Raw genomic sequence first — 18,421 nt, 5'->3', positions numbered from 1 at the left:
TGTCCGGAAACCTGCTCGGATAGTCGGAACCAAAGGAGAACACCGATGAAGACTCGCCTCAACTGCCCCTGCGGCGTCGCCATCAAGGGCACCGACGAAGACGACCTGATCAAGCAGACCCAGACGCACCTGGCCGAAAACCACCCCGGACACGACTACACCCCCGACGAGATCCTCTTCATCGCCTACTGAGTCGTCTACTTGGTCGGCAGCGCGTTCTGCAGACCACCCACCTCGGTGATCTGCCAGTCGGCATTGCGGTCGACGGTGAGCGAGTAGGTGACGGTGGTCCGCGTTCCGTCGGGCGTCTGGGCGCTGGTGGAAACGACATCGAGATAGGCGTTGACCTTGTAGATGCCACCGCTTTCCGAGGTCACGGTCGCCGAGAGCGGGGTCGCCTTCGACGTCCACTGCAGCGGCAGCAGGATCTGCTCCAATTGCGGTGCGGTGGCGTCGAATTTCGCGGCCAGTTGCGGGGTGGTGCCGGTTCGCAGCCGGGTGAACCACGCCTGCACGTCGCGGTAGTCGATGGTGGACGCGCCGATCCCGTAGTCCGATGCGATCTGTTCGACGTGCCTGGCGTCGGCGTCGCGCGCCTCGCGATCGGCGATCGTCGCCTCGGCTGAGAAGTACAGCGCCGCGAAGGTGACCACCGCGGCGACGAGGACCGCGATCGTGGCGGTGCTCAGCACGGTCGACAGTCGCAGGGATACGGTGCGCGGCGGCTGCTCGGCGGCCTCGGTGGTGGTGGCTTCTTCGGTCGCTGTACTCATGGTCTGTCCTTTGTCCGACTATTTGACGCCGATGCGCAAATGCACTGTGCCGTCGGCGTCCACGCTCTGCAGGGCTTGCTCGATCAGGGTGCTGATGTCGATGGCGGGTGTCCGGTTCACCGCATCGGTGACCACCGGACCCAGCACCTGTCCCAGCGGGGCGATGCTCGGCCCGATCTCCTCGATCAGGGTGGTGAGCTCGGCCAGGAACGGCACGAGGCCGTCACCGGTGAAGTACGAGGGCACCGGGCGACTCTCGACGAGCTCCGATCCCGATTCGACGATCGCGTTCAGCGTCACGCCGAACTCGCCGAACAGCGGACCCGCCGTGCCGAGCGAGGGTCCGAGCCATTCCATGTTGCCGCCGAGGGCTTGCACATCGGCGAACAGTTGCCGAACGGCCTCGGTGCGGCTGAGCAGGGTGGCCGCGAGCAGGGTCGACGACCGCTGCAGGGTCTGCATCGCCGTGTCCGTCCCGGCGAGCGCGCGGTCGAAGGTGTCGACCAGGTTCGCGATCGCCTCGGGATGGATCTGCTCGAGCAACTCGACCAGTCGGGCCGACAGTGCCGTGATGGTCATCGGCAGGTGGATCCGGTCGGCCGCGACGACCTGACCGTCCTCGAGGTACGGGCCTGCACCCGATTCCGGTGCGAAGGCGATATACGGCTCGCCGAGCGCCGAGAGCTGCTCGATCCGGACGTTGCTGGACACCGGGATCCGGTAGCGGCTGTCGATTCGAAGCCGAACGAGCACCCCGCCTGCCTGTTTGCGCACCGACTCGGTGCGCCCGACCTGCACACCGGCGAGCAGGACAGGCGAATTCGGCGCGAGCCCGCCCGAATTGTCCAGCCGCATGTCGGCGGTGATGTAGCTCAGTCGCGGGTCCAGCCGCAGCACCCCGAGCGACATGTACCCGACACCGAAAACCAGGACCGCCGCGATCGCGGAAAGCGACACTGTCGCACGGAGATTCATCGTAGGAGTCCGATCATCCGCAGGGTGTCGACGATGCGGGCGGTGTGATCGTCGGCAGTGCTCGGGCCGGTCGACGGCCCGAGGGTGACATCGACCAGGTCGACCTTCGGGCCATGGGTGGCGAAGGGAACGAGATCGTTGTTGATCAGGTCGATGAGCGCCTTCATGTTCGACGGTGAATCGGCGTCGAGCGGGCGGCTGCCCAGCAGCATGGGAACCAGGGCGCGGGTGGTGTCGTCCAGGGAGGACAGCAGTGGGCCGAGCCACTGCGCGCTCGGCGCGACCGGGCCGAGCGCGGTCAGCACGAAGATGACCCGGATCTGCGCGTTCACCGCATCGGTGGTGTGTTGGACGCCGTAGGGGGTCAGCAGTTCGTCGAGAATCGGCAGGTTCTGCTGCATACCCTCCTCGACCGTGGCCTCCAAGCCGTCGAGCAGGGCGTCGACCGAGTGCAGGTGGTCGCCGAGGTCGGTGATGTCGGCGCCGAGAAGACCTGCGAGACGGGCGGTGTCGCGCGGATCGTCGGGGAACACGCCGTTCATGGTGCGGATGATGGATTGGAAGTCGGTCACCGCGCCGCTGCCGATGAAGGTGGACAGTCCAGCCAGGATGTCCTCGATCGGGGGTGACTGGGTCGTGTCCGCGAGTGGGATGGTCGCGCCCGCCGTCAGTTCGCCCGGCCTCGCTTGCACCGGTTCGGTCAGCGCGATGTGGACGTCGCCGAGCGGAGTCTCCTGGCGGAGTTCGGCGGTGGTGCCGACCGAGAGCCGTACCGACTGCCCGATGGCGACATCGGCGATGGCATAACCCGGCACGGCCTGACGGTCCGGTGTGGCGGCGACCGGATCGACGAGGGTGACCCCGGTGAGTATGCCGACCCGGACACCGGCCGCGATCACCTTGGCTCCCTGTGGGAGATTGAGCACATCGGCGAACTCGATCCGCAGCTGATACGTCGGACCGTCGACGCCCGAACCCGGTACCGGCAGGTCGGCGGGCTGGAAGCCACAGCCGGTGGCGGCGAGCAGCACCGTGAACAGGAGCAGGGCAACGCGTTTCATCGTGCGCTCACCGCCCCGAGCAGCAGGGGCAGGGCAGGAATCGTCATCGCACCGCTTTCGGTCGCCTGGCAAGGCTGTCCGGTAATGACCTGCACGGCCGCACAGACCTGGGTCGTGTCTTGCTGGGCGAGTACGAGTTTCGGTGGCGCGTAGCCGATGGTCAGTGCTCCGCTGGCCGGGTCGACGGCGCCGGCGAAGCCGCTCGCGACGGCCGGGGCCATGGCGATGACATCGGCGAGCGAGCCGACGCCCGCCGCGATCATGCGCGAAAGATCCGGCACCGAATCCAACGCGCGCAGCGCCGGCGACCCGAACATCACGATCACGTCGTTGAGTTGGGGCAGCAGGTCGGCGAGCGCGGCGACGATCTCGATGATCGGCGGGAACGCGATGGTGACGATGTCGTTGAACGTCTGCGGCAGCCCGCTCACCGTGGTCTCCACCTGGGACCAGCCGCCGCGGGCTCGGTGGGCGAGCTCGGTGAGCGCGTCGAGCAGTTGCCCGATGTGGCCGATCGCCGCGTCGGGTGCGACCAGTGCCCTGCTCAACGCGGCGATGATCTCGTTGATCTGATCGCCCGTCCCCGCTGTCGCGCGATCGAGCGCGTCGACCCCGGCCCCGACGGCGGTGCGCTGCTGACCGGTTTCGCCCGCACCGTTGAGCTGGTCGGCGAGCCCGGCGAGCGCGTCGAAGGTCTGCGTCAGGCTTTTGGGGGTCAGCGTCTTGGTGATGCACGCACTCGAATTCCAGCCCGGCCCAGCGGGTTCGGCCCCGATCAGGGCCAGCCGCCGGTCGGCGATCAGGGTGTCGCTGACGGTCACCGCTCCGACATCGGTCGGCAGCTTGCGATCGGCGCGGACGGTGAATTCGACGCGCGCCACCGCACCCTCGATGCTGATCTCGGTGACGCTTCCGACCTGCACCCCCATGACCGTGACCGCGCTGCCCTCATACAGCCCGATACTGTCCGGCATGTCGGCGCAGTAGCTACGCATCGGCGGATTCGGCGAACTCAGCCGCAGGCCGATCGCACCGGCCAGGACGAGCGCCACGACGACCACGGCCGACATCAGCCCGCGCGATCCCAGGATCTTGTTCAACATCAACAACCACCTCCCGGCAGCGGCACGCACACAGCGGGGAGTTGGATGGTCGCGCCGGACTGGTCGACACTCACCCCGCCGCCCGCGGGCATCAGCGGGAGCAGTCGCTGTTCGAACGCGCGCACGGCATCCAGCAGGGCGCCCAGGCGCCCACCGAGTTGCTCGAGCGCGGGGATGGCATCGGCGAGCGGCTGGGCGCGCTCTTTGATCGACGCGTCCCACGCCCGTCCGAGCGGCGTGAGATCTTGCAGGATCACTGCCAGGTCGTACAGGGATTCGGCGACCTGCACCTTGTTGGTCTGGATGATCTGTTCGAGCGTGCCGAGGGTGATGATCAGATCCGCCATCACATCGGCGTTCGCGTCGAGCGCGGTCAGGTATTCGTCGGCTATGGACAGGGCACGGGAGATGTCGGCGTTCTGCTCGTCCAGGATCGCGACCACGTCACCGGCGGCGCGCACCGTCGACCGCACGGCGTCCGGGCTCTTGTCGATCGCGGTGGACAGTGCGGCGAGGTCTTGGCGGAAGACGCTCCCGTCGATCCGGCGGACCGGCTCCACCGCGTCCTGGAAAGCCTTGGTCAGGTTGTAGGGCACGATGACTCGCTCCATCGGGATCACCGCGGCGCCGAGCGGTTTCGTGCCTGCGGGCAGGACGGCCACGTAATAGCCGCCGACGAAGGTGAGCATCCGAATGTCGAGGGTGGTCTGATCACCGAGGAACGCGTCCTCGGCGACGGTGAACTCCATCCTGACCCGATCGGGCAGCAGGGTCAGCGCGGTTACCTTCCCGACGGGTATTCCCGCGAGCCGCACGTCGTCGCCGGTGCGGACCGAGCCCGCCTGGGTCATCTCGGCGGAATACGTACGCTCAGCGGTTGTTCCGGTGACATAGACCGCGCCGATCGCGACCAGCAAGAGCACGGCCGCGCACATTCCCGCTATCCCCCAGCGTAATTCGCCCGCCCGCGGATCGGCGGCGCGTCCGCGCGCTATCGGTGACACAGCACGATCCCCTGTCCGGCGATGAGTACTTGCAGAGGTTGGGGCGCCGCGGCAGCACCGCGCGAGCAGGTGAGGTCGGGCCCGGTGGGTGGAATCGCCTGTGTCATGGCCTGAATCAGGCCGGGCATGCTCTCGAATGCGGCCACCGCGTCATACGGATCAGGGAAGGCCCTGCGTAGCGCGACATCGAGGTCCCCGTCGGGTTCCCCGGTGACCCCGAAGACGGTCAGCATGCTCCGAAGTGGTTGCAGTACACCGGGTATGCCGTTCGCGAAGTCGACGAGTCCGGGCAGCTTCTCGGTGATGGTGATGAACAGGTTGGTCAGATTGGTCAGCAGGGTCATCGCATTGCCCGACTTCCCGCCGAGATGATCGGCCACCTGGGCGAGGTTGGCCACCAGCGTCGACAGCACCGCCTGCCGATCGGAGGCATAGCGGCTGAGCTTGTCGATGGCGCCCAGCGCCTGCCCGACACCCGTCCCGTCGCCCTGGACCACCGCGAGAATGCTGGTCGCGAACTGATTGAGATCATCGGGCGAGAGTTCGGCCAGCACCGGCTGTAATCCTTTGAACAGTCGGGTGATGTCGAAGTCGGGCACCGTCTCCGCGGTGCCGAAGACCGATGCCGGATCACGCCGTCCCGCAGGCTGTTCGGGCTGCTCGACATCCAGATACCGGAAGCCGGTGAGGTTCTGGTATCGGATGGCGATCACGGTGTTGGTGAACACCGGCCGATCCCTGCTGACGATGAAAGTCACGCGAGCGAGCGCGCCGTCGAGTTCGACCGCACGCACCTTGCCGACCTGAACGCCGTAGAGGCGCACGTCGTCGCCGGCACGCAGACCGTTCGCATCGGTGAACAGCGCTGTGTAGGTGTCGGTTTCGCCGTCGATCGGTCGCTCGATCACGCGCAGGACGCCCACCAGTATTAGACCCATCAGCAGAACCGCAGCGGCTACGCGCAACAGCAGGGAACGTGTCGTCATCAGCGCACGCCTCCGAGTATCGAGGCCAGCGGTGCCGCCAGACCGGGCACCACATCCAGTTCGACCCCGGCGGTGAGCACCGGGCCGTCGGGTGTGTCGCGAAAGGCGGTGTCGAGACGAGTGAGTAGTTCGCTCAGCTGCTCCGCCGAACGGTGCGGGGTGCTGACCGACGCGGAAAGGCGGTCGAGGACAAGGCTGATCATGGGCAGGATTCCACCGAAATACTGTTGGGACGTGCTGAGCAGTTGGGTGACCGTCGGCAGCAGTTGGTATTGGATGCCTTCGAACATCTGGCCGAAGCGTTGGAGTTGGTCGGGTACCGCCAGGTACTTGTTCGTGTACTCCGCGTTCAGCAGCGTCAGCCCGCCGGTCAGCATCGGCGGCAACCCGGTCAGCGCCGAACCGAACTGTTCGAACAACATCGACGGCGGGAGCTGCCGGGTCTCGGCATAGGAGCGGGCGGTCGTGCCGATCGCCTGCATCAGCGGCGTGAAGGCCGTGAGGTCGCGCGAGATCGTGCTGAGCAGTTCGACGAGTTTCGGTGTCAGCACCTCGTCGGTGAGCTGTCCCGTCGAGTTCAGCAAGGCCGAGAGGGTGGCGTCGTGGACTCGATCAGCTTCGCGATCGGTCAGGTCGACCGTCGAGCCGTCGACCAACTCCGCACCGCCCGCCGTCGAATGCAGCTCGATGGCGCTGATGCCGAAGAGGTTTCCCGGCGCGTAGTCGACGGTCAGGGCGTTCGTCAGGCCGAACAGCTGAGAACCACTCAGCGTCAGCTCGATTCGCTGCTCGCCGCGGCCCGCGAAGTCGATCGTGGCGACCGAGCCGACGCGCACGCCGTCGAGCCGGACATCGGTGCCCTCCCCGACGCCCTCGCCGACCTGACCGACCAGCAGTGCGACCTGGATCTGGTCGTCGGGCTCACTGTCGGGCACCACCCGCCAGACGAGCACGCCCACCAGCGTGAGCACGACGGCGAGGGTGCCGAGTACGCGGGCACGCAGTGGCCCGACTTCGGTACCCGGCAGAGCATAGGCAGGCATGGCATCACCCGGTGAACGTGACGGGGGATTGGAATCCCCACAGCAGAATGGTGGCGACCATGTCGAGCGCGATGATCGCCACCAGGCTCGCCCGAATGGCGCGCCCGGAACCGATGCCGACGCCCTCGGGACCGCCCGTGGCGAAATAGCCCTGATAGCAATGGATCAGCACGACAGCGACCGCGAACACCATCACTTTGACAGTCGCGGCGAAGACATCCCAGCCGACCACGAACTGCTCGAAGTAGTGGTTGTACGTTCCGGACGGTGTCCCGTGGATGGTCGTGACGATGAAGGCGCAGGAGAAGTAGCTCAGGATCAACGCGACCACGAATGCCGGTGCGACGGCGAAGATCCCGGCGATGACCCGGGTCGTCACGACGAACGGCACCGACCGGATACCGAGCGATTCGAGTGCGTCGATCTCCTCGGAGATGCGCATGGAGCCGATCTCGGCGGTCATTCGGCACCCGGCCTGCGCCGCGAATCCGATTCCCGCCGCGATCGGCGCGAGCTCGCGGGTCACGCCGAAGGCCGAGATGAGGCCGCTGAGTTGACCGAGGGACAACAGGTCGAGCGCACTGAACGCCTCGATGCCGATGGAAGCGCCCATGGCGGCGCCGAGCAACAGCATCAGCGGCACCACACCGCCGCCGATGATCACCGAGCCGCGACCCCAGGTCATGTCCGTCACCATCGTGATCGTCTGACGGCGGTAGTGCACGAGCGTGTAGGGCACCGACGAGAGCACCTGCCAGCAGAAGCCGAGTACGAACCCGATCGACTCGATCGGGCCGAACGGACGAATGCCACGGCGGCGCAGCCAGCCGATCCACCGCAGCGCGGCGGGGTAGTAGGGCGCGCTCATCAGGCCATCCTCACCGGGAAGAACATCGTGACGACCTGGGTGATCACGGTGTTCAGCACGACGGCCGCGGCGATCGACATCACCACGGCCGCGTTGACCCCGTCGGCGACACCGCGTGGTCCGCCCTTGGCTTCCAACCCGCGTTGACAGGCGATCACGACGACCAGGAAGCCGAAGATCAGCGACTTGACCAGTGACACCCACACGTCGATCGAGGTGGTGAAGGCGCCGAAGGACTGCCAGTAGCTGCCCGGGGTGACGTTCAACGCCGACACCGCGACCAGGAAGCCCGAGCCGACGCCGATGAAGATGATCAGGATATTGAGCAGCGGCGCGACCAACATCATGGCCGCGATGCGTGGCACGACCAGGCGTTGCACCGGGTCGATGCCCATCACCCGCAGTGCGTCGACCTCCTCGCGGACGGTCCGTGCGCCCAGGTCGGCCGCGATCGCGGCGGCGCCCGCCCCACCGAGCAGCATGGCGGTGGCCATCGGGGCACCCTGTTTGATGACGCCGAGTCCGCCCGCCGCACCGATCATCGAATCGGCGCCGAGTTCGGACACGATATTGCCGACTTGCGCGGAAACGATGACGCCGAACGGAATAGCCATCAAAATACTCGGTACCGCAGTGACCCTGATCAGAAACCAGGCTTGGGTGAGTGTTTCGTGTACCTGGAATCGCCCGCGAATAGCGTCGATCACACCGATGTAGCTCGCTGCCGCGCCGATACGCAAAGCGCGGCCCAGAGTCGCGACACTCGAAAGGACAGTGTCGGAGAAGTTTCGACGAATTATCTGCCCGGCACCGGCCTGTTCCCCGTCCTGCACCGTTGTGTCGCTCGCGTCCGTCGCACCACCGTTGACCGGTGCAACTTCGTCGTCTACCCGTGCCATGGCGGTGACGGTACCATATGATTTGGACCACATTCCAGACACTGGTCCAGATATTTGACCGGCCTGAAACTCGGCCACCACCAGCCGGTCAGCCCCCGCAAGGCCCCTGAAAGCGTTGTGCCGAACTCGTGTCGATGGTACCGTCCAGACACATGTCCAGCTACCTGTCTCCCTCGGGGTTCTCCGCCCCCGCCGCCGAAGGGGACGACCTATCGAAACCGGGGTATTCGCGATGACCAGCGCCACAGTGGAGCCCGTGACTTTCGACCCGTATGACTACGGATTCCACGAAGACCCGTACCCGACTTACCACCGATTGCGCACCGAGGCGCCGCTTTACCACAATCCGGAGCTCGATTTCTGGGCGCTTTCCCGGCATTCCGATGTGCTCGCGGCATTTAGGGACAGCAATCGGCTTTCCAGCGCCAATGGCGTGTCTCTCGATCCGGCGGCCTGGGGCCCGCACGCCCATCGGGTGATGTCGTTCCTGGCAATGGACGATCCGCGACATATGCGGATGCGCAGGCTCGTTTTCAAGGGTTTCACACCGAAACGCGTAGCCGAGATGGAAGTACGGATCCGGGAGATCACCCTCGAGCATCTCGAGCCGGCGCTCGCGCGCGGCAGCTTCGACTGGATCGACGAGGTCGCGGGCAAGCTGCCGATGGACGTCATCTCGGAATTGATGGGCGTGCCCGAGCCCGATCGCGCCGAGATCCGCCGCTTGGCCGATCTGGTGGTGCACCGCGAAGAGGGCGTGCTCGATGTGCCCGTCGACGCGATCGACGCCTCGATCCGGCTGTTCGGCTACTACGCCGACATGGTCGCCCAGCGCCGCGCCGCACCCAGCGACGATCTCACCTCGGCGCTGCTCGACGCAGAGATCGATGACGACACCCTCACCGACGAGGAGATCATCGGCTTCATGTTCCTGATGGTCGTCGCCGGAAACGAGACCACCACAAAGCTTTTGGGCAACGCGCTCTACTGGGCGGGCGCCAACCCCGCGGAGTACGCCAAGGTCGTCGCCGAGCCGGAACTGGTCAGCGACTGGGTGGAGGAAACCCTGCGCTACGACACCTCCAGCCAGATCGTGGCCCGCACCGCGGCGGTCGACCTCGAGTACCACGGCGGCACCATTCCGGCGGGCGCGAAGGTGCTGTTGCTGATCGGCTCGGCCAACCGCGATCCGGCGGCCTTCGACGACGGTGACAGCTACGTCATCGACCGCAGCAGCAGCTCCGCGCTCGCCAGTTTCGGTGCGGGCGTGCACTTCTGCCTCGGCGCGCACCTGGCCCGACTGGAGGCCACCATCGTGCTCGGCGAATTCGCCTCGCGGGTCACGGCTTTCGACGTCGCTGCCGACGGCATCGCCCGAGTGCACTCCACGAACGTCCGTGGCTTCGCCAAACTCCCCATCACAGTAGAGGTCAGCTAGTGCCCCGATTCGAACCCCATCCCGACCGCAGGCCCGTACTCGTAGCCGGTGCCTCCTCCGGCATCGGCGCCGCGAGCGCCGTCGCGCTGGCCCAGCTCGGCCATCCGGTGACGCTGGGCGCGCGTCGGGTCGAGTTGTGCGAGGAAATCGCCGCCAAGATCCGCGCCGACGGCGGCGAGGCGTACGCCCACCGGCTCGACGTCACCGACGCCGCTTCCGTGGACGAGTTCGTGACGGCCGCCGAGCGCACGCACGGCCCCACCGAGATCCTCGTCTCCGGTGCGGGCGATATCGAATTCTCGCTGGTGGGCGAGATGGACCCGGAGCGATTCCTGTTCCAGGTGCAGGTCCACCTCGTCGGCGCCCAACGCCTCATCCACCGGGTGCTGCCGGGGATGACCGCGCGGCGGCGCGGCGATCTGGTCGTGATCAGCTCCGATTGCGCCGACAATCCCCGGCCGCGCTCCGGCGCCTACAGCGCCGCGAAGAACGGCCTCGAGGCGATGGTCGGCCAGCTGCGCATGGAATTGGAAGGCAGCGGCATCCGCGCGTCACTGGTGCGGCCGGGCCCGACCCTGACCGGAATGGGCATGGATTCGACCCCCGAGATCGTCGGGCCGGTGCTGCGGGACTGGAAGGACTGGGGCCTGGCCCGCCACCCCTACATGTTGCGGCCGCAGCATCTCGCCGACGCGGTGGCGACGGTGGTCTCCGTCCCACGCGGGGTCCACATGGTGTTGGTCGAGGTGCAGCCCGAGGCGCCCCTGCGGCCGGTGCCGGACGGAGACGGGTCATGAGAATCGTGGTCGATCTGGATCTGTGCCAGGGCCACGGGGTCTGCCAGGACGAGGCGCCCGCGGTCTTCAATGTGCCCAAACGCGGCCTGGTCGAGATCGTGGACGCCAACCCCGGCGACGCGGAACGCACGGCCGTCGAGGCCGCGATCCGCTACTGCCCCACCCAAGCTCTGTCGATCGCCGACGGTGGCGAATCCGACTCCTCCGTGAAAGGCACAGACTGATGGCAAGTTTCGAGCGGGCCGAACTCGACGAGATGGTTCGGCGCTGGGTCGTGGAGAACCAGCGGTGTGAGGAGAAGGGCGACTGGAAGCCTCTCGCCGAGATGTACACGGTGGATGCGACCTACGGCTGGAACTACGGTCCCAAGCAGGAGTTCATGTCCGTCGGTCGCGACGAGATCCGCGACTACGCCCTCGGTCAGGAAATGCTCGGCCTCGAGGGCTGGACCTATCCGTACCAGGAGTTCGTCATCGACGAGCGCAGCGGCACCGTCATCGGCTTCTGGAAGCAGATCAACGAGGGCAAGCGCGCCGACGGCCGCCACTACTCCCCCGAGGGCATCGGCGGCAGCTGGTTCCGCTACGGCGGCGACTTCCAATGGTCGTGGCAGCGTGACTTCTTCGACTTCGGCAATGTCTCGGCGATGTTCCTCGACATGATCACCGACAACGCGCTGTCGCCGGGCATGCACAAGCGCATCGAACGCTCCGTCTCGCGTGACCCGCTGCCCGGCTGGTACCGCGTCGGCGAATCACCCGCTTCGCTGTGGTGAGCCCGATGAGCAGCTACGCCGGGCTGTCCCGGCACCAGCTGGCCGCGCTGGTCCCCGAGCTGTTGCTGTGCGGTCATCTCATCGATCGGTCCGGGATGGCGCACACCATCGCCGCCTTCGGCCGGGAGGGCATGACGGCGGTGGCCATCGAGGAGTGGCAGCTGGCCAGCCCGATCTACACCCGCCGGATGCAGCGGGCCCTGCGCTTCACCGGCGACAGCGTCGAGACCATCTTCAAGGGGCTGCAACTCGATATCGGCGCGCCGCCGCAGTTCATGGACTTCCGGTTCCGGGTCGACGACCACGATCACGGCGAGTTCTGGCTCGATCACTGCGGTGCGCTGGCCGATGTCGAGCCGATGGGCGAGGAATTCGTGGTGGCGATGTGCCACGACATCGAGGACCCCACCTTCGACGCGACGGCGCTGGCCACCAATCCGCACGCCCAGGTTCGGCCGGTGCACCGCCCACCGCGCCGGCCCGCCGACCGCACCCCGGTGTGCGCGTGGACAGTGGTCATCGATCCCACACACGTCCCGCCCGCGGTGCCACGCAATGCCGCGCTCCTCGCGAATTCCGTTGCCGCGGGGCTGGAGTTGGCCGAGATCGATCCCGGCGACGAGGGCATGGCCGACTACGCCGGGCCCCTGCTGAGCGATCTACGGTTCGCCGATTTCTCCCACGCGGCCCTGCGGCGGATGGCCGATGAGATCTGCCTGCAGCAGCATCTGCTGACCCTCGGGTTCATGGTCGCCATCAACGAACGCTCCGACGCGGACACCGCTCTCGGGATCGGGCGCAAGCAGTTCGCCGGGATCGCCGGACTGACCTCCGAGCGAATTCGTCGCTGCCTGGCCCTCGGCGACGATCCGCACGCGCTTGCCACGGTCCTGCGCCTGCATCCGGCGCTGAACCCGGTGAACTACACCGGAGTCGACATCGCGGTGCTGTCCTCCGGTGCGCGCCTGCGTTTTCCGCACGTCAGCGGGGCTCGAACCGACGGGGCCTGGTCTTCGATGCTGACACCCGAAGACCTGCGCCCTCTCGATGCCCTGGTCCGCGGAGTCAACCCGCGCTTCGTCGCCCGCGTCGCGGCGACGGACCAGCACGGCTGGACCGTCGACATCGACCTGGCCGAGCAACCGTTCCGAGAAGCATCCGAGGTCGCGGTGACCCGCTTCAGTACCGGTGCGGGCTTCTCCTTCACCGACCGCGGAAAACCCCTGCCACTCACCGTCGTGTGAGAGATCGTCAAGAGATGGACTGACATGGCCAACAATTTCGCCGACCTGTTCGAACACTCCGTCGACGCCATGCCCGATCGAATCGCCCTCATTCAGCGCGATCGTCGAGTGACCTTCCGAGAGCTCGATATTCGGGCCAACCGCCTGGCCAACCAGTTGGCCGAGTCGGGCGTCGGCCACGGCACGCACATCGGCTTCCAGATGCACAACAGCATCGAGACCATGGAGACGTTACTCGCCTGCTTCAAGCTGGCCGCCGTCCCGATCAATATCAACTACCGGTACGGCCCGACCGAGCTGGCCTACGTCTACGGCAACGCCGACCTCGAGGTGTTGATCTACCACGCCTGTTACGGCGAGACCGTCCGGGCGGCCCTCGAGGTCACACCGACTGTGCGCCAGTCGATCTGCGTCGACGACGACCGTGATGTCGGTGTACCGGGGGCGGGCGCGGTCCTGTACGAGCCGCTCGTCGAGGCGGGAAACCCGGTCCGGCCCTCGGTCACTCGCACCGCGGATGACCTGTTCATGATGTACACCGGCGGCACCACCGGCATGCCGAAGGGCGTTATGTGGCGTCAGGAAGACATGTGGCGGGTGCTCGGCGGCGGGGTCGACTTCTACAGCGGCGAACCGGTGCGCGACGAGTATCAGCAGTCCGAGACCGGCGCCCAGGGCGTGCCGAGCATCTGGTTCGTGCTCCCGCCGCTGATCCACGCCGCGGCGATGATGCCGACGTTCAACGCACTCTGGTCGGGCAATACGGTGCTGTTCGAGCCGCGCTTCGAACCGGCGCGGGTGTGGCAGTCCGTTGCCACGCACCAGCCCCACGTCATGGTCATCACCGGCGACGCGATGGCTCGTCCGCTCATCGACACCTTCATCGAGGAACCGGTGGACGCCTCCTCGCTACTCGTCATCGCCTCGGGGGCCGCGCTGCTGTCACAGCCGGTGAAGAACGCACTGCTGGAGCAGTTTCCGACATCGATGGTGTCGGACTCGATCGGCTCGTCCGAAACCGGTTTCGGCGGTATCGGTTTCGCGCAGAAGGACGACGATCCGGCGCGCGGCCCGCGAGTGCAGACCGGACGTGGCGCGGTGGTCGTCGACGAGGACGGGCGGCCCGTCGCTCCCGGCGAGGAGGGCTGGCTGGCCAAGACCGGCGCGGTCCCGCTCGGCTACTACAACGACCCCGAGCGCACCGCCCGCCTGTTCAAGACGGTGGACGGCGCCCGCATCGTGGTCACCGACGACCGCGCCCGCGCCGAGTCCGACGGCTCCATCACCCTGATAGGCCGCGGCAACATGGTGATCAACACCGGGGGCGAGAAGGTCTTCCCCGAGGAGGTCGAGGCCGTCGTGAAATCCCACGACGCGGTCTACGACGCGGTGGTCATCGGCGTCCCGCACGAACGATGGGGCCAGCAGGTCGCCGCGATCATCTCGATCGCCCCCGACCGCACCCTGGACTTCGATGCCGTGCGTACCCACCTGCGCCCCCACCTCGCCGGGTACAAGATCCCCAAACGAATCTGGATAGCGGAAACGATCTCCCGCTCCCCCAGTGGCAAACCCGACTACCGCTGGGCGAAGGACTACGTCACCGACCGCGCCCCTGACCACCGGACCGATTGAGAAAGCGCTGTCGACAACAGCGGTATCCGCACCCGAGCTCGGCAGATACCGCTGTGGCGCCTTCGACCGTCAGATGACCTTGGCGTCGATCAGCAACTTCCAGATCTCACCCTGGTCGACGACCTCGACGCCGAGCTTCTCGGCCTTCGCCAGCTTGCTGTCACCGACCCCGGCGCCGGTGATGAGCATGTCGGTGTTGGCCGAGACCGAGGACGCCGCCGTCGCCCCTGCCTGCTCGCAGAGGCGCTGAAAGGTTGGGCGAGCGACCTTTTCGCCGGAGCGTGGGTCGCTGATCGCACCGGTGATCACCACCGTCTTGCCCTCGAGGGGCGCGCCCGCCGCGATGACCGGCGGCAGGTCCTCTTCGCGCACATCGAGACTGACGCCGAGTTCTCGTAGGCGGTCCAGTTCCGGACGCAGTCGCGTCAGATGCGCGACCAGGGAGGCGGCGACCTTCGGGCCGATGTCCTCCACCGCGACCAGTCGTTCCTCGCCCGCGTCGGCGACCTCCTCCAGGGAGCCGAAGCCCGACCGGGCCAGGCGCGCGGCGGTGCCGTCGGAAGCCATCGGGATGGCAAGGCCGATCAAGGCGCGGCGCAGGCCGACCTGACGGCTGGCGTCGATCGAATCGATCATGCGCGCGGCGGAGACCTCGCCGACGCGGTCGAATTCGAGCAGCCGCTCTTTGGTCAGCGTGTAGAAGTCCGACGGGCTCTCGAGAATGCCCGCCTCCGCGAGGCGTTCGATCCACACTCCCCCGATGGCGTCGATGTCGGCGGCCGCGCGCGAGGCCCAGTGGATCAGCCTGCGCACTGTTTGTGCGGGACAGGAAACGTTGGTACAGAACAGTTCTCGGCTGTTGCCCTGCTCGGTGACCGGCTGACCGCACGAGGGGCACTCGGTGGGCGAGACGATGTCGAGTTCCTCGCCCGTGCGCTTGGCGGCGTCGAGCACACCCGCCACGAACGGGATGACATCACCCGCGCGGCGCACCAGCACCGTGTCACCGACCTTGATGTCGCGAGCGCGGATCACCTCTTGGTTCGCCAACGTCGCCTTCGTGACCGTCGTGCCGCCGACGAACACCGGCTCGAGCCACGCGACGGGAACGATCTTGCCCGTCTTGCCGACATCCCAGATCACCTCGCGCAGCAGCGTGGTCTTCTCCTCGGCGGCGAACTTGAACGCCAGCGCGCCCCGCGGGGAGTTCGACCGGGTCCCGGCCGCCGCGTAGGCATCACGGTCGGCCAGGCGTAATACGGCACCGTCGATGTCGTAGTCCAGATCATTGCGACCCTGCTCGATCTCGGTGATCGCCGCCTGCGCCTGCGCGGCGTCGGCACACAGCCGCATCTGCGCACCCGCGACCCCGATCGCACGCAACCCTTCCCCGAGGTCGTGCGCGGCGTCGTCGGCCGAGGTATCCAGGTCGAAGCCGAAGAACTGTAGGCGCCGCTCGGACACGGTGGCCGGGTCCTTCGCCCGCAGGGTGCCCGCCGCGGCATTGCGCGGGTTGATCAGCGGCTTGTCCGGGTGCGCGGCGTTGTAGGCGAGGAAGGTCGACCGCAGCATCACCGCCTCACCACGCACCTCGACGCGGCCGGGCAGCTCGATCCGCTCGGGGACGCCGTCGACGAGGGCACGGACCAGCGGGGTCACGTCGTCACCGGTGGTGCCGTCACCACGGGTGACCGCACGCGCCAGCCGCCCCTTCTCGAAGACGAGGGCCAGCGACAAGCCGTCGAGCTTGGGCATCACGACCACCGACTGACCCGGGAAACGACCGAAGAACGCCTCGACCTGCTCCGGCTTGGTCGCCTTCTCCAGCGACAGCATCGGCCGTGAGTGCCGTACCGGGGCGTGCAGCACGGCGGGCGCACCGACCTGCTCGAGCGGATTCGGGTCCGGCGTGAGGTCGGGATGCGCCTCGATCAGGGCTCGCAGCTCGTCTTCGATCGCGTCGAATTCCGCGTCGGCGACCAGCGGCTCCCCCTGGTAGTAGGCGTCGCGCAGCGCCACCAACCGATCGGCGAGTTCTCGGATACGTTCCCCTGTTTCCACAGACAAGACGCTACCGATACACACCGACAACTTGCGCAGGTGGCACGCTGCGACTGTCCTACTTGGCGTCGCCGTAACACTGGACGACCGCGGTGGTGAACGGGAACCGGACCGGCGTCTGCCCGAAGACGATCCGGCCCGCTGCGTCGGCGGCGGCGGCGATCGCTTCGGCCACCGCCGCGGCCTCCTCGGTCGGGCAGTGCACGATCACTTCGTCGTGCTGGAAGAAGACCAGTTCCGCGCGCAGGTCGCGGATCGCGTGCCGGATTCCGGCCAGTACCAACAGGGCCCAGTCGGCGGCGCTGCCCTGCACCACGAAGTTGCGGGTGAAGCGGCCGCGGGCACGGGCGGCGGAATCGGCGCGGGTGTCGCGGGGCGCGTCCGTGTCGTCGAGCCCGACCGACAACGGCGTGCAGGTGCGCCCCAGCCAGGTGCGCACCAGGCGGCCTTCCTCGCCCGCGTGCGCCGCGTCGTCGACGTAGGCCACCGCGGCCGGGTAGCGCCGACGCAGGCCGGCGAGGTGGGTCAGGGCGTCGCCGGAGGTCTGTCCGTAGATGGCGCCCAGCAGCGCGATCTTGGCTTGGTCTCGATCGCCGCCGAATCCACGAGCCGCCAGGTCCGCGTAGAGGTCTTCGCCACGGCCCGCCACTTCCATCAGTCCGGGATCACGCGAGATCGCCGCCAGGACCCTCGGCTCCATCTGGTCGGCGTCGGCGACCACCAGCGACCATCCCGGATCGGCGCGGATCGCTTGCCGGACGATCTTCGGAATCTGTAGTGCGCCACCACCATTGGTGGTCCAGCGCCCCGACACTGTGCCGCCGGGTAGGTACTCGGGGCGGAAGCGGCCGCCGTGCACCCACTGCTCGAGCCAGGACCAACCATGCGCCGTGTACAGACGGTAGAGCGATTTGTAGGCCAGCAGCGGGGCGACCGCCGGGTGGTCGATCTGCTGGATCTCCCATTTCCTGGTGGAGGACAGCAGGATTCCGGCGCGACCGAAAGCCCTGATGATGTCGGCGGGCAGATCGGGCCGGACTCGCACCCCTGGCCCGAACGCCCGCGACACCTCCTCGGCCAACTCCGCCATCCGCCGAGGTTCGGATCCCCCCGGAAAGCGCTCGCCCAGCATCGAATCCAAGAGTTCGCGGTGTACATCGGCGCGCCACGGAATTCCGAGCTGCCCCATCTCGACAGCGACGAGCATGCCCGCCGATTCGGCGGCGAGCAACAGCCGCATGCGCTCGGGATGCTCGGCCCGAGCGGTGCGCGCGACCTGTCCGGCATAGACCGCCAGCAAGGCGGTGAACTCGTCGATCCCCGGCGGCAGCGGCACCGGGCCCGATTCGAACAGCGACGGCTGGGTCTCGGCGGCCCGCACCGGAGCATCCGGCGGGACAGCCAGATTGTGCAACCGTGCCCAGCCCGCCGCCAGCGAGCGCGCCTGCCCCGCCTGCCCTTCCTCGTGTCCGATCAGCAGAGACTCCGCCGCCTGGACGTCATAGCACCGTTCGACCCACACGCCCGCCGCCAGCAGCGCACGGTAGATCTCGGCCGTGGACCGCCATACCCACCGCTCGACGTCAGGGCGGGAGCGCACCGCCTCGACGAGCGAGGGCTCGTCGAGGACCGGTCCCGCCGGGTGACCGTCCTGATCGAGCGGACACAACCGAGCGCCGCCGTCGCCCGTCTCCGCTATCGCCCATCGCACCTGCCAGAGTCTGGCACCGGGGTACGACAATCAGCGGCAACCGCACGC

Annotated in this window: 18 protein-coding genes; 7 read left to right on the top strand and 11 right to left on the bottom strand. The window is 67.4% G+C overall.

The annotated features are described in order from the left end of the window. The first annotated feature begins 45 nt into the window (after positions 1–45). A complete protein-coding gene (locus tag IBJ82_RS34105; RefSeq protein WP_194830111.1) occupies positions 46–192 on the top strand; it encodes a DUF1059 domain-containing protein in 147 nt (48 codons plus the stop codon). A 5-nt stretch (positions 193–197) separates the two neighbouring features. Here IBJ82_RS34105 and IBJ82_RS34100 read toward each other — a convergent pair whose 3' ends face one another. The 9 genes from IBJ82_RS34100 to IBJ82_RS34060 are packed head-to-tail and all read right to left on the bottom strand — an operon-like array spanning position 198 to position 8,712. Continuing rightward, the gene (locus IBJ82_RS34100; RefSeq protein WP_228538091.1) at positions 198–773 is read right to left on the bottom strand and encodes a hypothetical protein; all 576 of its coding nucleotides are present in this window, start codon (positions 771–773) and stop codon (positions 198–200) included. 18 nt (positions 774–791) lie between these two features. Then, positions 792–1,748 carry an MlaD family protein gene (locus IBJ82_RS34095; RefSeq protein ID WP_194830110.1) on the bottom strand — a complete coding sequence of 319 codons (957 nt, stop codon included), beginning with the start codon at positions 1,746–1,748 and terminating at the stop codon, positions 792–794. Further along, positions 1,745–2,809 carry an MlaD family protein gene (locus tag IBJ82_RS34090; protein ID WP_194830109.1) on the bottom strand — a complete coding sequence of 355 codons (1,065 nt, stop codon included), beginning with the start codon at positions 2,807–2,809 and terminating at the stop codon, positions 1,745–1,747. The genes IBJ82_RS34095 and IBJ82_RS34090 overlap by 4 nt, the downstream gene beginning before the upstream one ends. After that, positions 2,806–3,912, bottom strand: a complete 1,107-nt coding sequence (locus IBJ82_RS34085) for an MlaD family protein (RefSeq protein WP_194830108.1) — start codon at positions 3,910–3,912, stop codon at positions 2,806–2,808. The genes IBJ82_RS34090 and IBJ82_RS34085 overlap by 4 nt, the downstream gene beginning before the upstream one ends. Next, positions 3,912–4,916, bottom strand: coding sequence for an MlaD family protein (locus IBJ82_RS34080; protein ID WP_370585608.1), 1,005 nt, complete (start codon positions 4,914–4,916; stop codon positions 3,912–3,914). Before IBJ82_RS34080 ends, IBJ82_RS34085 begins: the two co-directional genes overlap by 1 nt. Next, positions 4,904–5,902 (bottom strand): MlaD family protein, encoded by a 999-nt coding sequence (locus IBJ82_RS34075; RefSeq protein ID WP_194830107.1) that lies wholly within the window; start codon positions 5,900–5,902, stop codon positions 4,904–4,906. The genes IBJ82_RS34080 and IBJ82_RS34075 overlap by 13 nt, the downstream gene beginning before the upstream one ends. After that, complete coding sequence (locus IBJ82_RS34070; protein ID WP_194830106.1) at positions 5,902–6,945, bottom strand: hypothetical protein; 1,044 nt, start codon at positions 6,943–6,945, stop codon at positions 5,902–5,904. The genes IBJ82_RS34075 and IBJ82_RS34070 overlap by 1 nt, the downstream gene beginning before the upstream one ends. Positions 6,946–6,949: 4 nt before the next feature. Beyond that, positions 6,950–7,813: an ABC transporter permease gene (locus IBJ82_RS34065; protein ID WP_194830105.1), complete on the bottom strand. Its 864-nt coding sequence runs from the start codon at positions 7,811–7,813 to the stop codon at positions 6,950–6,952. Further along, positions 7,813–8,712, bottom strand: a complete 900-nt coding sequence (locus IBJ82_RS34060; RefSeq protein ID WP_194830104.1) for an ABC transporter permease — start codon at positions 8,710–8,712, stop codon at positions 7,813–7,815. Before IBJ82_RS34060 ends, IBJ82_RS34065 begins: the two co-directional genes overlap by 1 nt. Positions 8,713–8,944: 232 nt before the next feature. Between IBJ82_RS34060 and IBJ82_RS34055 the strand changes: the two genes are divergently transcribed. The 6 genes from IBJ82_RS34055 to IBJ82_RS34030 are packed head-to-tail and all read left to right on the top strand — an operon-like array spanning position 8,945 to position 14,601. Then, on the top strand, positions 8,945–10,150 hold the full coding sequence (locus IBJ82_RS34055; RefSeq protein WP_194830103.1) for a cytochrome P450: 1,206 nt from the start codon (positions 8,945–8,947) through the stop codon (positions 10,148–10,150). Then, the gene (locus IBJ82_RS34050; protein ID WP_194830102.1) at positions 10,150–10,947 is read left to right on the top strand and encodes an SDR family oxidoreductase; all 798 of its coding nucleotides are present in this window, start codon (positions 10,150–10,152) and stop codon (positions 10,945–10,947) included. The genes IBJ82_RS34055 and IBJ82_RS34050 overlap by 1 nt, the downstream gene beginning before the upstream one ends. Continuing rightward, positions 10,944–11,171, top strand: a complete 228-nt coding sequence (locus tag IBJ82_RS34045) for a ferredoxin (protein WP_194830101.1) — start codon at positions 10,944–10,946, stop codon at positions 11,169–11,171. Before IBJ82_RS34050 ends, IBJ82_RS34045 begins: the two co-directional genes overlap by 4 nt. Next, entirely contained in the window at positions 11,171–11,722 is a 552-nt protein-coding gene (locus tag IBJ82_RS34040) for a hypothetical protein (RefSeq protein ID WP_062988481.1), read from the top strand. The genes IBJ82_RS34045 and IBJ82_RS34040 overlap by 1 nt, the downstream gene beginning before the upstream one ends. Positions 11,723–11,727: 5 nt before the next feature. Then, positions 11,728–12,966: a hypothetical protein gene (locus IBJ82_RS34035; RefSeq protein ID WP_194830100.1), complete on the top strand. Its 1,239-nt coding sequence runs from the start codon at positions 11,728–11,730 to the stop codon at positions 12,964–12,966. Between the two features lie 24 nt (positions 12,967–12,990). Next, positions 12,991–14,601, top strand: a complete 1,611-nt coding sequence (locus IBJ82_RS34030) for an acyl-CoA synthetase (protein ID WP_194830099.1) — start codon at positions 12,991–12,993, stop codon at positions 14,599–14,601. A gap of 69 nt (positions 14,602–14,670) precedes the next feature. Here the strand turns inward: IBJ82_RS34030 and ligA are convergent, their stop codons facing one another. Both ligA and IBJ82_RS34020 read right to left on the bottom strand, forming a co-directional pair. Further along, positions 14,671–16,662: an NAD-dependent DNA ligase LigA gene (gene ligA, locus IBJ82_RS34025; RefSeq protein ID WP_194830098.1), complete on the bottom strand. Its 1,992-nt coding sequence runs from the start codon at positions 16,660–16,662 to the stop codon at positions 14,671–14,673. 58 nt (positions 16,663–16,720) lie between these two features. Next, positions 16,721–18,373: a bifunctional 3'-5' exonuclease/DNA polymerase gene (locus IBJ82_RS34020; protein ID WP_194830097.1), complete on the bottom strand. Its 1,653-nt coding sequence runs from the start codon at positions 18,371–18,373 to the stop codon at positions 16,721–16,723. Positions 18,374–18,421 lie beyond the last annotated feature (48 nt).

Origin of the sequence: Nocardia sp. XZ_19_231 (assembly GCF_015355705.1) — a bacterium.
GTDB classification, from domain to species: Bacteria; Actinomycetota; Actinomycetes; order Mycobacteriales; family Mycobacteriaceae; genus Nocardia; species Nocardia salmonicida.
This window is presented reverse-complemented; position numbering and strand designations above follow the sequence as displayed.

Excerpts from the sequence above, each read along its gene's own strand:
- IBJ82_RS34105 (WP_194830111.1), top strand. The coding sequence starts at position 46 with ATGAAGACTCGCCTCAACTGCCCCTGCGGCGTCGCCATCAAGGGCACC.
- IBJ82_RS34100 (WP_228538091.1), bottom strand. The coding sequence starts at position 773 with ATGAGTACAGCGACCGAAGAAGCCACCACCACCGAGGCCGCCGAGCAG.
- IBJ82_RS34095 (WP_194830110.1), bottom strand. The coding sequence starts at position 1,748 with ATGAATCTCCGTGCGACAGTGTCGCTTTCCGCGATCGCGGCGGTCCTG.
- IBJ82_RS34090 (WP_194830109.1), bottom strand. The coding sequence starts at position 2,809 with ATGAAACGCGTTGCCCTGCTCCTGTTCACGGTGCTGCTCGCCGCCACC.
- IBJ82_RS34085 (WP_194830108.1), bottom strand. The coding sequence starts at position 3,912 with ATGTTGAACAAGATCCTGGGATCGCGCGGGCTGATGTCGGCCGTGGTC.
- IBJ82_RS34075 (WP_194830107.1), bottom strand. The coding sequence starts at position 5,902 with ATGACGACACGTTCCCTGCTGTTGCGCGTAGCCGCTGCGGTTCTGCTG.
- IBJ82_RS34070 (WP_194830106.1), bottom strand. The coding sequence starts at position 6,945 with ATGCCTGCCTATGCTCTGCCGGGTACCGAAGTCGGGCCACTGCGTGCC.
- IBJ82_RS34065 (WP_194830105.1), bottom strand. The coding sequence starts at position 7,813 with ATGAGCGCGCCCTACTACCCCGCCGCGCTGCGGTGGATCGGCTGGCTG.
- IBJ82_RS34060 (WP_194830104.1), bottom strand. The coding sequence starts at position 8,712 with ATGGCACGGGTAGACGACGAAGTTGCACCGGTCAACGGTGGTGCGACG.
- IBJ82_RS34055 (WP_194830103.1), top strand. The coding sequence starts at position 8,945 with ATGACCAGCGCCACAGTGGAGCCCGTGACTTTCGACCCGTATGACTAC.
- IBJ82_RS34045 (WP_194830101.1), top strand. The coding sequence starts at position 10,944 with ATGAGAATCGTGGTCGATCTGGATCTGTGCCAGGGCCACGGGGTCTGC.
- IBJ82_RS34040 (WP_062988481.1), top strand. The coding sequence starts at position 11,171 with ATGGCAAGTTTCGAGCGGGCCGAACTCGACGAGATGGTTCGGCGCTGG.
- IBJ82_RS34035 (WP_194830100.1), top strand. The coding sequence starts at position 11,728 with ATGAGCAGCTACGCCGGGCTGTCCCGGCACCAGCTGGCCGCGCTGGTC.
- IBJ82_RS34030 (WP_194830099.1), top strand. The coding sequence starts at position 12,991 with ATGGCCAACAATTTCGCCGACCTGTTCGAACACTCCGTCGACGCCATG.